This is a genomic window from Granulicella sp. S156 (assembly GCF_009766105.1).
Taxonomy (GTDB): Bacteria; Acidobacteriota; Terriglobia; order Terriglobales; family Acidobacteriaceae; genus Granulicella.
This window is the reverse complement of record NZ_LMUH01000005.1, coordinates 24,110-39,624: the sequence shown is the minus strand read 5'-3', so window position 1 is coordinate 39,624 and position 15,515 is coordinate 24,110. Positions and strand designations below refer to the sequence as shown.

General features: G+C 56.9%; 10 protein-coding genes. 3 read left to right on the top strand and 7 right to left on the bottom strand.

Going from position 1 to position 15,515, the window contains the following annotated elements:
• Nucleotides 1-114: 114 nt before the first annotated feature.
• On the bottom strand, nucleotides 115-3,630 hold the full coding sequence (locus GSQ91_RS02425; RefSeq protein WP_158819671.1) for a TonB-dependent receptor: 3,516 nt from the start codon (nucleotides 3,628-3,630) through the stop codon (nucleotides 115-117).
• Nucleotides 3,631-4,057: 427 nt separating this feature from the next.
• Here GSQ91_RS02425 and GSQ91_RS02420 point away from each other — a divergent pair, with 427 nt between their 5' ends.
• Complete coding sequence (locus GSQ91_RS02420) at nucleotides 4,058-5,329, top strand: hypothetical protein (RefSeq protein WP_254064332.1); 1,272 nt, start codon at nucleotides 4,058-4,060, stop codon at nucleotides 5,327-5,329.
• Nucleotides 5,330-5,634: 305 nt separating this feature from the next.
• Here the strand turns inward: GSQ91_RS02420 and GSQ91_RS02415 are convergent, their stop codons facing one another.
• The 6 genes from GSQ91_RS02415 to GSQ91_RS02390 form a co-directional block, all read right to left on the bottom strand.
• A complete protein-coding gene (locus GSQ91_RS02415) occupies nucleotides 5,635-5,970 on the bottom strand; it encodes a hypothetical protein (RefSeq protein ID WP_158819669.1) in 336 nt (111 codons plus the stop codon).
• 63 nt (nucleotides 5,971-6,033) lie between these two features.
• Nucleotides 6,034-9,204 carry an efflux RND transporter permease subunit gene (locus tag GSQ91_RS02410; protein ID WP_158819668.1) on the bottom strand — a complete coding sequence of 1,057 codons (3,171 nt, stop codon included), beginning with the start codon at nucleotides 9,202-9,204 and terminating at the stop codon, nucleotides 6,034-6,036.
• Nucleotides 9,205-9,224: 20 nt separating this feature from the next.
• Nucleotides 9,225-10,445 carry an efflux RND transporter periplasmic adaptor subunit gene (locus GSQ91_RS02405; RefSeq protein ID WP_158819667.1) on the bottom strand — a complete coding sequence of 407 codons (1,221 nt, stop codon included), beginning with the start codon at nucleotides 10,443-10,445 and terminating at the stop codon, nucleotides 9,225-9,227.
• 14 nt (nucleotides 10,446-10,459) lie between these two features.
• Complete coding sequence (locus GSQ91_RS02400) at nucleotides 10,460-11,770, bottom strand: TolC family protein (protein WP_254064331.1); 1,311 nt, start codon at nucleotides 11,768-11,770, stop codon at nucleotides 10,460-10,462.
• A 26-nt stretch (nucleotides 11,771-11,796) separates the two neighbouring features.
• Nucleotides 11,797-12,150 carry a DUF190 domain-containing protein gene (locus GSQ91_RS02395; protein ID WP_158819665.1) on the bottom strand — a complete coding sequence of 118 codons (354 nt, stop codon included), beginning with the start codon at nucleotides 12,148-12,150 and terminating at the stop codon, nucleotides 11,797-11,799.
• Between the two features lie 201 nt (nucleotides 12,151-12,351).
• Nucleotides 12,352-13,143: a hypothetical protein gene (locus GSQ91_RS02390; RefSeq protein ID WP_158819664.1), complete on the bottom strand. Its 792-nt coding sequence runs from the start codon at nucleotides 13,141-13,143 to the stop codon at nucleotides 12,352-12,354.
• Nucleotides 13,144-13,248: 105 nt separating this feature from the next.
• Between GSQ91_RS02390 and GSQ91_RS02385 the strand changes: the two genes are divergently transcribed.
• Nucleotides 13,249-13,974: a response regulator transcription factor gene (locus GSQ91_RS02385; protein WP_254064330.1), complete on the top strand. Its 726-nt coding sequence runs from the start codon at nucleotides 13,249-13,251 to the stop codon at nucleotides 13,972-13,974.
• Nucleotides 13,971-15,401 carry an ATP-binding protein gene (locus tag GSQ91_RS02380; protein ID WP_158819663.1) on the top strand — a complete coding sequence of 477 codons (1,431 nt, stop codon included), beginning with the start codon at nucleotides 13,971-13,973 and terminating at the stop codon, nucleotides 15,399-15,401. The genes GSQ91_RS02385 and GSQ91_RS02380 overlap by 4 nt, the downstream gene beginning before the upstream one ends.
• The last annotated feature ends 114 nt before the right edge of the window (nucleotides 15,402-15,515 follow it).

Genomic DNA, 15,515 nt, shown 5'->3' with positions numbered 1-15,515 from the left:
GTAGGTCTTTCGTTAGTCGAGCAAAGTCATCCAGGCAAAAAGGAAACGAGCTGCCGATCCATAAAGACTATTCGGATCGACAGCTCGTCGTGTTTTCCAGTCAGTACCTGTCCGCTAGAACTGAAGCTTCAGAGCGAACTGAATCTCTCTGGGAACGTAGTTCGGATCGGTTGCAGTAACCGTACCAAAGGCCGCGTTGCCGAAGGATTGGTTAGAGCTGTTGTTATTCGCTATGAAGAAGTTCGGCGTGTTGGAGACGTTGAAGCTTTCCACACGGAACTGCACGTTCACGCTATGTGTGACAGGAAAGTTCTTGAAGAGGGAGAGGTCGACGTGGCGGAAATCGGGACCAAACTGCGAGTTGCGCTGTGTGGATCCAACAGTTCCGAGGGCTTGAGGAGCGAAGGCTGCCGTATTGAAGAACTCCGTCAGGGTCTTATGAGAAAGACGCGAATCGGCAATCTGGTTCGGGCGATCCGCCCCGCCGCTGTTTTGCGGGACAGCACGGTTGTTGAATCCGCGAGCTTTGCAGACGCCCTGGAGATCGCAATCCGTATCAGGATCATCTGCGCCAGCCCCGGATTCGACGATCGAGAAGGGCTTTCCGCTCTGCCAGACCATGATCATATTCGTCTGCCATCCGGTGAAAACAGCCTTTTTGATGCCGGTGAACTCTTTCCCGTACTGCAGTTCGTAGTTCAGCGAAAGAGCGAAGCGGTTTTGGATATCGGTATCCGATTTGCCGTACTCGATTTGCCGGATGCGGGTGGGATCGGCGTTGCTCCAACCCTGGTCACCCTGCTGGGAGAAGCTGCTGATATCGGCCAACGCCTTGGACCAGGTGTAGTTCGCATCGAAGGCCAGTCCGTGGGTGAAGCGGCGCTGGAAGGAGGTTTGCAGGCCGTTGTAGTTCGAGACGCCCTCGCTCTGGATATAGCTGACGCCGCCTAGATTGGGAAGCTGCGCGAAAAGGGGACGGTTTGCCCCAGCAGGATCGGTGAGCACATTGAAGGGCTTGGGTTGGTTGATATTGTTGATCGACTCCGGCAGATGCTGGCCGATGTTGCCGACATAGCCGATGGTGAACACATTGGAGCCGAACTGCTGCTCAACCTGCAGATTGAACTGCTGGATGAGCGCCGACTTGAATTTGGGAGCTTCAGCGACGAATCCTAGACCGGGGAGAGTGGACAGGTTCGCGATTTGGGCTGCCGTAGGAGGTACGGGAGAGGGCAAGCCCTCGTTTAGAGTTCCTGGTTGACCTTGAGTTGCGCAGTCCGGGTTTTGACCAGCCAAGGCATTCTGGGCGGTTTCGATCTGGACTGCGATAGTGGACTGGCAGGAGGGGCTATAGACAGAGGTGAACGGGGCGTTCTTCAGGTCGGCGTTCGAGGTATAGTTGCCGGGGAAGAAGCTGAGACCGTAGCCTCCACGAACCACGATCGAAGGTGTCATTGAATAAGCGAAGCCGACGCGCGGAGCAACGTTGGAGTGGTCGGTCGGAATATCCACCTGTGAGTTGACACCATTGACGCCGGCGATCTTCAACGCACTGGATACGTTTCCGGCACCGAGCGTGAGCGCATCCGGGAAGTCGAAGTTCGAGATGTGGTTGTGAGCTTCGGTGAAGGGGGTAAAGACATCGTAACGGACGCCAAACACCGCCGTCAGCTTCGGGGTAGCCCTCCAGCTATCCTGCGCGAAGCCGCCCGGCTCGTAGCTGCGGTAGTCGGGAGGATTCAGGTTGAAGTTGCGGGTTTGGCTTGTGAAGGCGCCTACCAGGGTTGAGGCCAGCTGATTGCTCTGCTGCGTCAACTGGTCACTATTGGTATCGCTGGGCAGATTGAATTGGTATGCACCCACCGCAGAGGCGCTTTGTACGTTACGAGCTTGTCTGCGAAGGAAGGTTGCGCCTACTTTGATGCTGTGGTTTCCCTTCGTCCAGCTCAGCGTACCGGAGTATTGGAAGGTATTGTCGATGTCCTGTAGGGGAACATAGGCACCGTCGCCGATATCGCCGAAGGGTCCGACTGAGATCGGTGTCAGAGAGTTGGCGAAGGGACTGAAGGCGGTCATGCTCGCTGGAAACCCGACGGTCTGATCGGCATTCTTGCCATAGTTGAGCGGGAGGGAGAGGTTGTTGATACGAGTGAATGCAGCCCGGAGGTCGATTAGCAGGCTTGAAGTGAAGATGTGCGTATAACCCAGCAAATACTGCTGCGCTATATCGGTTGCGGGACCATCGAAGTTGTACCTTCCGCCGCTGATCTGAAGACCATTTACCGTCCCAAAATTCGGCGGGGTAAAGGTGTCGACACTGTTATATGCGAAGCGCGCGAAGAGCAGGTTGCGGTCGTTGATCTTGTCGTCGACGCGAGCGTCGTAGGTGTTGCTGTTCTGCGTTTTGTTTGGGCTGATGGTGTAGTTGTTGGAAAGGGCGCTAGGCGAGGTGTTGGTGGGTGCGGGGAAAAGCTTCAGGTAGTTCAGTGCAATCGTATTGATCGGGAGGCCTGCGGTTCCGTTGGCCGCCGAGAGCAGATCCTGGGGGATTGAGCCGCCGACGCTGTTGATGTCATTGTATTCAGCGAGGGTTGGGACGGTCCCGGTATCGGTAACGCCCGAAACCTGCCGGAATCCTTCATAGTCGAAGTAGAAGAATGCCTTATTCCGCAAGATCGGACCGCCAACGCTGCCGCCATACTGGTTCTGGCGCAGCTCAGGCTTATTTCCGGTCGTCTGGAGGACAGAGCGGCCATCGAAGATGTCATTGCGGAAGTACTCATAGGCCGAACCATGGAACTGGTTCGTTCCGGATTTGGTGACAATGTTGATGACACCACCGGCCGTACGCCCAGCCTCTGGAGCGTAGCTGTTGGTCTGGATCGTGATCTCCTGAATGCCTTCGACGTTCGGTTTGACGCCGATCGTACCGATAATGCGTTCATTGTCGTCGACGCCATCGACCACCCAGTTGTTGAGCGACTCGTCCTGTCCGTTGATGGAGAGACCGGCAGCATTGGTGCGGCGATCATCGGGGCGGCCGCCACTGCTGAGACTGTTACCAGCACCTTCATTGGCGCCGGGAACCAGGTCTACAAGCTGAACGAAGTTACGCCCGTTCAGGGGGAGATCCTGCACTGCCTTGGCTGTCACGGTGGAGCTTATGGTGGCGTTGTCGGCCTGGAGCAGGGGGGTCTGGGCCTCTACGGTTACGGTCTCCGTTGCGCCGCCGGTCTCCAGGTGGACGTCCGCATGGGCGCGATCGCCGGCTTCCACGGACAGGTTCGATGTCGTTGAGGTCTTGAAGCCGGAGATCTTCACCGTTACGGAGTAGTGTCCGACCGGGAGCAGGGTGAATTCATAATCGCCGCTGTCGTTGGACACAGTCGTGCGCTGAAGGTTAGTGTCCACGTTCACCAGGGTTACGTTCGCCTTGGGGACTACCGCACCTGTGCTGTCGGTGACGGTTCCAAGGATGTCGGCGGTGGTCAACTGGGCAAGCGCCGCCCTGGATCCGAAGGTCGCGCTGCCGATCAGGAGCGCCATCAGGACGATCAATCGTCCCGCCTGCCGGAAGAGGTTTTCGCACTGGCCTGTGCGGTGTTGCTTGTGCTGCGTTTTCTCGATCATTTGTCGTTTCCTGTCTCGTAAAGTCATTGAGCCCTGAATCGGGATTCAATTCATGGGGGTAAATGGATGCGTTCGCCATCACGGTTCACGACACCCAAAGGTTGTCTTTTAGTTCGGGAGGGATCATAGGTAGCGGCTTTCATAGCTGTATAGGGTTCATCTGGTATCTCACCGTAGGTAAAGAGGTGTTTCCGGGCAAACTCACACTTTTCAGGGAGAGGTAAAGAGTAGGTAAAGAGCCACAGTTGAGAGGTAAGCGACAAATGTTGGCGCCGTGCCTTCCTCAGAAAAGCGTTTGTCAGAAGCATGGGAGTTGGCCTATGCTGGGCAGCAGCTTTAAAGAGGTACTCGGATGAATCCTGTGGCCGACGAGAACAGCGTTTGGATCCCAAGGACGGAGGAAGACAAGGAAAAGGTCAGACAGCAGATGAATCGTCTGCTCGAGACCAGCCATTTCAAAAACAGCAAGCGCTATCCCTTGTTGTTCCGTTTCATCGTCGAGGAGACGCTCGAAGGCCGTGGCGAATTCCTAAAGGAGCGCCTGCTGGGCATCCATGTCTTCGATCGTCCAGCAGATTACGACACCGCGACGGACCCTATCGTACGGGTCACGATCGCCGAGATTCGCAAGCGGATCGCTCAGTACTATCACGAGGAAGCGCACGACTCGGAGATGCGGATCGAGCTGCTGCCGGGCCGCTACGAGCCTGAGTTTCGTCCCCGCAAGGAAGTTGGAGCCGATCACCCTCCGGTACTCGGGCCAATGCATCTCTCTGCGAACGGGCATACGGCCGAGTCCCTCTATATTGAATCGCAATCTGTCGCCGCGTCGTCGGCCCAGTCGCGCCGCAAACACATGGTTCTATACGGCTTGGGTCTAGCGGCGGTTCTGCTCCTTGCCGTGGGATCTGGTCTTTTCTGGCGATGGGCCCATCCGTCTGCGCTGGAGCAGTTCTGGGGACCACTCTTCTCCAGTCGCCAGACAGTTGTCTTCTGCATACCGATGGAAGAGCAGAGTCAGGGCTACAAAACTGCCGCTGCCGCTGGAATCTTGGTCCAGGATCACGCGGCCCTACCGGATCATGGCAATCCTCCGTCAGCCCCAGCTCCTGATGCCTCTCTGCCCGGCACTTTTCTCGCTCACGAGACCCTGGGAGAGAACGTCGTCTTTTCCGATGCCCTGGCGACGCTGCACGTCTCCAACTTTTTGGCGGAGCATAACCGCGAGTCCAGCTTCCGGCTCAACACGGCCACAACCCTCGACGATCTGCGGCAGGGCCCCGTGGTGTTGATAGGCGGCCTGGACAACCAATGGACCCTGCGCTCCCTCGCTCCGCTCCGTTACCGTTTCGCTGGAACCAACCAGGAGCAGTACTGGATTGTAGACAGCAAAAATCCTGAGATGAAGGACTGGGGCCTCGACTTGAAGGCCTGGCTCGCCGACACCAAACGCGACTTCGCCATCATCGCGCGTATCCATGATGAATCCACGGGGCAGGTCGAGGTGATTGTTGCAGGAATCGGCATGAGCGGGACCGCCGCCGCCGGCGAATTCCTGGTCGATCCCAGGCAGATGGAGAAGCTTCGCCAGCGCGTGGGGCCCGGATTCCGGGACCATGACTTCGAAGCCGTACTGAGCACCGATGTCGTCAACGGAATAGCAGGCACGCCCAAGATTCTGACAGTCGCCGTCTGGTGAGTCGTAGGGCATTTTCACGAAGAGTGTGATGTAGCATGAACCGCTACTAGCCCGGTGTGTGGGTGAATCACCTCAGAAATGTCATCTCGACCGGAGCATGATGGTTTTATCGTCATGCGGAGTGGAGAGATCTGCAGGTTGCTTGCGCAGGTAATAGTGCTGGTACAGGCAAGTTGCAGGCCTTGACGCAAAGCGAGCCAAAAATATTCGCATCGCGCTCTGCAACCTGCAGGTCTTGACGCAAAGCGCGCCAAAAAACATTCGCATCGCGCTCTGCAACGTGCAGGTCTTGACGCTACGGCTGCTCACGGCTGGTTCTTCCACAACAAAGGAACGTAATAATCCTCGAGATACCAGGACGCCAAAAAGAGAAGAGCCATGCCTGCCACGGCCCAGAAGAACATACGCACAGGCAGAGTAGATAGCAGGGAGCCCTGTGCTTTCGAGCCCTCCAGCGAGGGCCAGGAAAACAAAAGCCCACTCGCGAAACAGATACAGCCGGCGAGCGCGATCTTATAAAACGCCAGGGCCAGACGTTCCTCCCATCGGGCTCCAGGCACGAAGAACGCGCTCATCATCACTGGATACAGAGACAGAATGCTGAGCAGGAAAGACATCGCTTTGCTGACTTCAAGAAGCATTCACCGACCCCCTTCTGACAGAGATCCGAGGTGTTGCAATCCAATTCTATTCCCGATACCTCCTTAGGCTTGTGCCTTTGGGCGGTAGGCGAGGAAGAAGCCGGCAGGAACAAGGAAGACGGTCAGGAGAACGGAAAGCGTGAGGCCTCCGATCAGTGCCTGTGCCAGAGGAGCATATTGTTCGCTGCCCTCGCCGAGCTTAAGCGCCATCGGCAGCAGGCCAAGGAGCGTTGCCAGCGAGGTCATAAGAATAGGCCGCAGACGAACACGGCAAGCGGCAATAATCGCCTCGCGTACCGAGTGCCCTTCGCGAATAAGATGATGTGCGAACTCGACGATCAAAATGCTGTTCGACAACACGATGCCCGCGAGCATGACGACACCCATCAGTGACATCACATTGAGAGTCGTGCCCCAGAGCAGCAGCGCAACAATGACACCCGTAATCGCCGGCGGCAGCGCGAGCAGAATAATAAAGGGGTCGAGGAATGACCGAAACTGCGCGACCAGGATGAGATACAGCAGTACTACGGACAGAGTAAGTCCTATGGCGAAGCTCTTGAAGGATTCATTCATAGATTCCACGCTGCCTGCAAGGGTGGCGTCGATGCCGTGTGGTGTCTGAGTCGTAGCAACAATGTGCTCAATCTCTTTTGTAATCCGGCCAAGATCTTCTTTCTCCGGGCGCACGTAGATGTCGACATTCCGGCGAATCTGCATATGATCGAGTTCGGTGGGCGCGTTGAAGGGTTGAATGTCCGCGACCATATCCAGCCTTGTCGGCTGCGTGATATCCGCGCCGTGCAGTGGAATCGCCTTCAGATCGTCGATCGTCTTAATCTGCCCGTCTTTATATTGGACGGTAAGGAAATAGTTATTTCCTGTGTTGGGATCGATCCAGATACTGGGCGCGATCATCAGATTCGATGTAAGTGCTGTAATGACATTCGAGACAACTTCACTTTCAGTTAATCCCAACTCGCTGGCGCGGGTACGATTGATATTCAGTCGCAGAGAGGGATAGTCGATATCTTGCGGAATATAAACGTCGGCAACGCCGTGGATTCCGCGAATTCGCGCAGCAATGGTTTGCGCTATATGGTAGTCCGCATTCACGTCCTGTCCAGCTACGCGGATATCAATCGGAGCCGGCGCTCCCATGTTCAATACGCCGTCGACCAAGCTTCCGGAAGAGAAGAACGTCTGCAGTTCAGGCATCTCCTGGGCGATGCGTGCTTTGACGCGATCAATATCGACAAAGCTGCTTATCTTGTGGCCGGGGTTTAATGCCACCTGCAGAAAACCTGTGTGCATGGCGGAGTTCGGCGAAAACAGAGACGAGAAGCCCGGGTTCAAGCCGACGTTCGCGACCGTCATATCGAGATCATGTGCAGGCACGGTTCTCTTGACCAAATCTTCGAGCCGAGCTGTCTCTTTAATCGTGTCCTCTAAACGAGTGCCGGAGGGCGCCTTGTAGTTGATGACAAACTGCCCAGGATCCGTGCGCGGGAAGAACGAGAGCCCCAAAAGAGGGAATAGAAGCAAGCTCAATACGAATCCAAGCGCAGACCACAACAACGTAGCGCGCGGCCATTCAAGCACGCGCTGGACGAGTTTGTCATAGCGCAGTAATAACGTATCGAATCCCTGATTGAAGCGCGCAGTGAAACGTGCCCCAAAGCCGGGCTTCGATTTTGGCTGGGCGGCGACCTGTTCCAGCGTTGCTTCAGACTCAGCGGAGAGCTCTGCGTGTGTCTCCCCATGCGGTGCTTTAATAAACATGGCACAGAACAGGGGAACTACTGTGAGTGCCACAAAGTAAGACGCAAAGAGCGAAATCACTACAGCTACCGCAAGTGCGGTAAAGAGAAAACGACTTACTCCATAGAGCAGTGTGACCGGAAAGAAAACCACCACTGTGGTTAGTGTGCCGGCGAGTACTGGCAGGGCTACTTCTCTACCGCCTTTCTCGGCAGCAACCCGAGGAGACTCGCCGCCTTCCATGTGGCGGAAGATATTTTCCAATACGACAACAGAGTTATCGATCAGTCTGGAAAGTGCGAGCGCCAGCCCTCCGAGCACCATGGTATTTACAGAGCCGCCCGAGATATACAACACAAAGAACGTAGCGAGAATGGAAAGTGGGATGGAAAAAAACACCGCCACAGTCGCACGTATACTGCCCAGGAAAACGAGAATCATGAGGCAGGTTAGAAAGAGTCCTACTCCTCCTTCATGCAGCAGAGTCTCGATAGCCGTGCGTACAAAGCGCGATTGGTCGAAGACAACCTTGGTGACCAGGCTTGACGGCACATCATAGAGTTTCTTGAGCACATCACGAGTGCCATTCACAATCGAGATGGTGTTGGAATCGCCGCCCTGCTTGAAGACCGGTAGATACACTGCATCTTTTCCGTCTACACGCACCACGTTGTATAAGCGGCTGAACGCATCCTTCGCGGTTGCCACATCGCCTACGCGTACCGGCGACTGCCCGATCATTTTGACGGGCACCTGTTCGATGTCTGCAGGGCCCTTCAACATGGAGTTGGTATAGATGTTGTAGTCGTAGGGGCCAATCTCCACGTCGCCCGCAGGAAGCACCACGTTGGCCTTATTCACGGCACGCACTACATCCATCGGGCTAAGCTGGTTGGCTTCCAGCTTGTAGGGATCTGCGTACATCATGATCTGCCGCCAGCTTCCGCCAAAGGGCTGCGGTACGGAGGCGCCTGGAACGCCGGCAAGCTGATTGCGCACAAAATTCTGCGCCAGATCCTTCAGCTTTGTTTCACTCAGGCCCTGACCCTGCAGGGTTACAAGAGCAACAGGAAGATTGGACGCATCTTCTTTCAGCACGATAGGCGGATAGGTCCCCGGCGGCATATCGTGCATATCGGCCATCGCCAGAGTAGACAACTGTGCAGCGGCAGAGTCCGCGTTCGTTCCAGCCCGAAAATACACCTTGATAAGGCTTACACCAGAGAGCGAGCGGGATTCGATGTGATCGATGCCGCCGGCGAGTGTAAATTGCCGTTCGAGGTGATACGTAATATTCGTTTCAATCTGCTGCGGCGGCATGCCGGCATAGAACGTTGCGACCGCAACCACAGGCAAGTTGACTGGAGGAAACATATCGATCGGCATTCGCGCCGTGCTCACCGTACCCAAGATAGTGATCAAAAGGCACAGCACGACCAAAAGGTACGGATTCCGAATGGCAAATCCAGACATAAACTCTTACCCCTAAAAAGCTAATTGTTGGTGGAGCCGTTGCTCTCATAACCGGCTGGCTGAGGATTTACTTTTTCGCCCGCAGAAAGAGTTGTGTGGCGACCGACAATTACGGTGTCGCCCTGCTGAACGCCGGAGAGAATCTGGACACGTGTCGGAGTTTGCACTCCCGTAGTTATGGGGACCACGACAACCTTCCCGTCCCGTACAAGGTAGGCTGACTCCGCATTCCCTCCGAGACCTTCTACTCCATCCAGGGGCACGCTCAAGACATTCGTCCCGGAGGCCTCGTGCAGGCGCACCTCAGCGTACATGCCTGGAATCAAAAGTCCTTTTGGATTGGGGACATCGACTTCCGTGCTCATCGTGCGTGTCGAGGTCTGCAGTGTATCCGCGTAGCGGGTGATCGTTCCTGGAAATGTCTTACCCAGCGTTACTACGTTTACGCTTACCTGCTGCCCATCTCGAATCTGCGCCGCATCGTTGACCGGTACAGGAAAGATAAGACGCAGCAGATCATTCTGTGCCAGTTGAACGATGGGCATAGCCTGTGTCTGCGATGCTGTTCCAGCCTGAATCATGGAGCCCGTGTTGGCGTAGCGTTTCGTCACAACGCCAGTGAAGGGCGCCCGAATGGTTGCGTAGGCGAGCATGGCCTCCGTACGCGAACGTTCGGAGGTAGCTTCCGTCAGCCCCTCTTTCGCGGCGCGTAACTCGGACTGCGCGCTTGCCAACTGAGCTGAGGCTTCGAGATCGTGCGATTGTGCAACGTCGACCTCCTGCCGCGGCACTAGGCCGGCGTTCTTGGTGGAGACATCCAGAATGCGCTGATACGAGAGATGCGCGATTGCGGCCCCTGCCTCAGCCCGCTTGACCGCGCCTTCCGCTGTCAGAATGTTCGCCTGCGCTGCAGACACACCGGCAATCGCCTTACCCATCTCGTCCTGCAGTTCAGGAACTTCAAGCGTGGCCAGCAGATCGCCTTGCCGCACATGGTCGCCGATATCGACGCGAATATTCTTGACGTAGCCCGCTACCTTGGCCATGACGTCGACGTCCTGGTAGGGAACAAACTCAGCGGTGAGCACCAGGTCATTCGTGAGTGTTGCGGGAGCGGCCGTTGCAACAGGTACGTTCGGCACATCCGCGGCGGCGACAGGCGTCGCTTGATGGCAGGAGGTCAAGCCTGCCGCTCCGGTGGTGAGTGCTGCGAGTGCAAGCATTCGTAGGCGAAGAGCCATAGCGTGTGGTCCTTTCAATTCAACAATCCTGCGGCGTAATCGAGGTCCGCGCGGCTAATGAGATAGCTGTAGGTGGCATCGGCCGCGCCGATCTCGGCAGAGGTCTCGTTGAGCTGCGCCTCATTGAGTTCCACAATGCTGCCCAGACCGGCATCGTAGCGAGCCTTGGCCAGACGAAGCGCCTCTTTGCTCTGCGCCACCAGCCGCGCTGAAACATCGAGACTGCGGAAGGCCTCATCGGCGCGATACCAGCCATCGCGCACCTGCTCGTTGACTTCGAGCTTCAACTCTTCGGCGTCGCGCGTTCGCGCACTGGCTTCCAGCTCGGCTTCACTGCGCCGCGCTGCAAACAGCCCACCGTTGAATACCGGAATATTCAGATTGAAGCCCGCTGCCGCATAGTTATCGTGCAGCGTGTGATCGTGGAACGGAATCTCGCCTGCGACTCCCGCCGCGCTAAGCGTGGGATAGCTCAGCCGCTTCTCCGAGAGCGCAAACTGTGCCGCCGCTTTCTGCTGAGCCTGCGCCGCACTGAGATCAGCTCGCTGCGTGTCTGCCTGCGGAAGCAGTGATGTGGGATCGGCATCCAACGGAGCCGGCAGTGCGACATCCGCCACCGGCGCAACGATCGGCTGTTGCAGTCCCATCGTGCTCGCCAGGTGAACTCGCATCTGTTGCACAGTGCTTTGCGCGCGCACGACAGCAAGCTCCGCTTCGCTCTCAAGCACACCCGCGAAGTTCACGTCGAGTGTGGAGCGAAGCTGGCTCTGAGCCAGCGCGCCAATTTGCTTCGAGATCAGCTTGCGATTGTTCAGTGCATCGTCGGCCGCATGAAGCACGGCCTCCGAGCCCAGCACCTCGTAGTAAGCCCTGCGCACATTGAGCTTCACCTGGGCCGTAGTGAGCGTTGCAAGATCGGCCTGCGCTTCAGCACTTGATCGCGAGCTCGCGATCAAAGCACTAGTCCTTCCGAAATCTGTCACAAGCTGGACAAGATTTCCTCCATAGGCAAAGCGATCTGAAATCGACGAAGTAGTCAGCGCGCCTGCCGCAGTAGCCGTGCCGGTATCGGCCACGCCGACGCCGGTCGCATTGAACGCAATCGTCGGATACAGGCTCGATCTAGCCTCTCTGATCCGCTGCGCCGAAGCGCGAGCGCGCAATTGCGCGGCCAGCATGCGAGGCTGATTGGCAATCGCAACCGTCTCAGCCTGAGCGAGTGTCAGGGGTGGCAACGTCTGTTCGGGTGCAGAGGGATTTACAGCTTGCGCCTGCGACGAAAAACTCGCGGAGCAGAGTACGACGCCGAATACTGTACGGGCCAATTTGCCGGCAACATTTCCATACCTCATCAGGCGAGCACTCTCTCCGCGGTTGCGATGTTTTTGAGGATCTCTGTAGGGTGCGCTTCGACCAGGCCATCGGTGACCATAGCCAGCAGCTCCGGCAGGATGGCGCTGATCTTCTCCCGCGTATCCAGGAACTGGAGGACAACCGGGAGGTGCTCACTCTCCACCCCCCCGGCGTCGCTCGTATGCATCTGCCGATGGAAGCCGAAGCCGGCGTGGGCTCGATATTCCGTGGCGCCCGCAATGCCTTGCTTATGAAGGAAGTCAAGGATGTCATTGGGGAGAAAGCCGCTTGTCGAACTGGTGTCCCTGTTGAGATACACCGTTACCTTGAACGCCGATCCAGCACTAAGCATTGAATCTCCAAAGAGGGAAGAACATCAGGGGTTAGAGGGGTACTACAGCAGTCCAAAAACCTACGCCGATACTGGTCATTTCGACCGACCAACAGGAGCGGGGACCCCCCTGTATTTCGCGGATGCTTGTACTACCGAAGAAGCCAAAGGGACAGGCTGGTCGGCCGAAATGACGGACATTGGGACGGATACAACTGAGTACTAACGGCTCGCAATCGTATTATCCGTCGACCGAACTTCCAGCAGCGCCGTGCTGTTCTTCCAGACCTTCGGAGCAACCCGGTTGGAGCTAAGCACCAGCGTCGAAGGCTCGCCCGTTCTTCCGGTCTGCTGCAACGTCGTGCCCGTAAATCCATACAGGCCGCAGGCCGATGCCGAATAGAGACCCATCGACTGTTCCGTATCGCTCGCATCGCAACCATTCGGCGAATTCCCAACAGACGAGATGAGATGGGCATACACGCCATTACGCTTGTTGTAGCCAACGACGTCGCCGCTCTGCGACACAACCTCATTCTGTGACGGAGTCAAAACGTCGCCGCCTATTTGCGTGCGTGTAGCGAGCGTGTCGTCGGTGCCCATCGACTCCGTTGCTCCCCATGAGGTGAGAGGATCGGCGATAGCGCGAACATAGACATTCAGCGGCAGCGTAACGGAGTTGGAGCTGACGCTGTCGAAGTGAACCGCAAGAGTCGATTGATTCTGCACGGCATAGTGCGTCTTGTCGAAGGCGAAGCCCTTGGCGGCTACGACGTGCCCTGTGACTTCCGCACCTGCCGCCAGAGTTCCTCCGCCGGCAAGAGAGACAGTCTGGGTTGTTCTGGCATGCACCACATCGCCCGTATGCGCATGGTTGGCGTCAAAGCCCTGAGTGAACACAATGGGCAGGGTCGTCTTGGGAGCAAGCTGTTCAGTAGTGGCTGCGTGTCCGCTCTGGGCAAGCAACAGGGGTGTGCAGCAAAGAGAGGCTGCAATGAGGAGATTGATTTTCATGGTCGACACCATCCTTTCAACATCCTGAGTTGACCACGCAACCTCCTTACACTCCGCTTACAACTCCCTGACATTTGTTGCCATCTACTTGCTCCTGGCGTAGCAGTGCGACATCATCATCTAGTGCAGAAAGCCCCCGCAACACGGCGTGTCCTGGTCGTTGAAGACGACAGGAAGATGGCGGATGCCCTGGTGAGCGGCATAAAAGCCGGCGGCTACGACGTTAGCGTCGCCCGCACTGGAGAAGAGGGATTCTTTCTCGTACACAAGCTCTTTCCCCAGCTTCTTGTGCTCGATCTCAATCTTCCTCAGCGCGGTGGCCTTGAGATACTCCGCCAGATTCGCGCCCAGTCGCTGGATATCCGCATCTTGATTCTTACCTCCAACAACTCGCCGGAAGATCGCGTCGCCGGCCTTAACGCAGGCGCGGACGACTATCTCGGCAAGCCATTCTCTTTTCCTGAATTGCTCGCACGTATCGGCGCGCTCTTGCGCCGCGCGCAGGCGCCGGCAACAGCCGCCCTGCTTCGCATCGCCGACCTCGCGCTGGATACAGAAAGCCGTACCGCCAGCAGGTCGGATGTTCGCCTGGATCTTACGACCCGTGAGTTCGACCTTCTGCTCTACCTGGCTGAAAACCAGGGCCGCGCCGTCTCGCGAGAGATGCTCGCCAAGGATGTGTGGAAAGAGAACTCAAGGTTCACGCCGCTCGACAATGTCATCGATGTGCAAATGACCCGACTTCGCCGCAAACTGGATGATCCCTTCGCGGTCAAACTCCTGCAGACAATTCGCGGGGTAGGCTTCATTCTCCAGGAACCTAAGCCATGAAGATCTTTCCCTCCAGCCATATTCGGACACGACTCACCATGTGGTACGTCGCGGTCCTCGCCGGCATTCTCGCTGTCTACGTGGCGGTCGTCTTTATCTTCCAGTACGGTCTACTCGAACGTCAGATGTTTCATGATGAAGTTCAGGATGTTGAGACCGTAGAAGGCCTGTTGTTCTTCGACGCCCAGGGTCAGCTCCACCTGCAGCAGGACTACTACTCTCATCCCCACTCGCACCTTCTGGTCGATCGTTTGATGGAGATCCGTGACTTGTCCGGCACTGTCCTCTATCGCACCGGTAACCTGAACGGTCTTTCTCTGGGCGGTCCCACTCACCCTAACGAAGGAAGCAACTCCTTCAACGAGCGTTCCATCAAGCTCGAGGATGGGACGCATGTGCTCGTCATCAGCCACCTGCATCCTGTCGCCGGCAGACAGGTGCTCATACGGCTCGGATACAGCCTCGCGCCGCTCCGCGAACGGATGCTCCAATTCTTTCTGCTCCTGTTGGTAGCCATGCCGATTGGCCTGGTGATCGCAGGGTTCGCGGGCTACAACATCGCGAGACGGGCCTTCATTCCGCTGGACGAGATGGCCGCGCGCGCAGAACAGATCACCGCCAGCAACCTGCAGGAACGCGTTGTGGTGGAGAACGAACATGATGAACTCGGGCACATGGCCAGAGTCCTCAACCATCTATTGCAGCGCCTGGAGCAGGCCTTCTCTCAACTGCAGCGGTTTACGGCAGACGCGGCCCATGAACTCAGGACACCGCTTGCCTCCCTTCGCGCCGCCGGTGAGATCGCGCTTCAGGAGACTGAGGATGGCGAAGGCTACCGTGAAGCCATCAGCAGCATGCTCGAAGAGACGGTGCGTCTCAACCAGACGATCGAAGGGCTCCTGATGCTCTCCAGGGCCGAAGTCGCGCATCTCGAAGCGCTCGACGAATTTCTTCTGCCGGAGCTTGTCAACGAGATCCTCGTACTGTTGGAAGTGGTCACAGACGAAAAGCAGATCACCGTGCAGCAGGAACAGGACGATCATGTGCGGCAGACAATCTCTGCGGACCGCAGCCTTATACGAGCCGCTGTCTTGAATGTGCTGCACAATGCAGTGAAGTTCTCCAGCGTTGGTTCCACCCTGCGGATCAGCTACTCCCGTGTCACCGTATCTTCTTTCGAAGCGGAGCGTGTGTGCATTCACGATGGGGGCCCTGGCATTCTGGCAGGTGACCATCAGCGCGTGTTCGAGAGATTCTTTACCGGCAGGTCGTCGGAAACTTCGTCGAACAGCGGTGCGGGCCTCGGCCTTTCGATCGCCAAGCTCGCAGTCGAGCGCAGCGGCGGAAGCATCTTCTTCGACGAATCCGTCCAGACCGGCGCCCGCTGCTGCATCGATTTTCCTCTGGCACGACAATCGAAAGCCTAAAGTCCTCGTCTCTCATAAATCCCCACAATCCGTCATTCTGAGCGAATCGACTCGCGTACTTTGCGAGGCGCGGAGTCGAAGAACCCCGAAACATTCTGCCGCACCGATGCCATC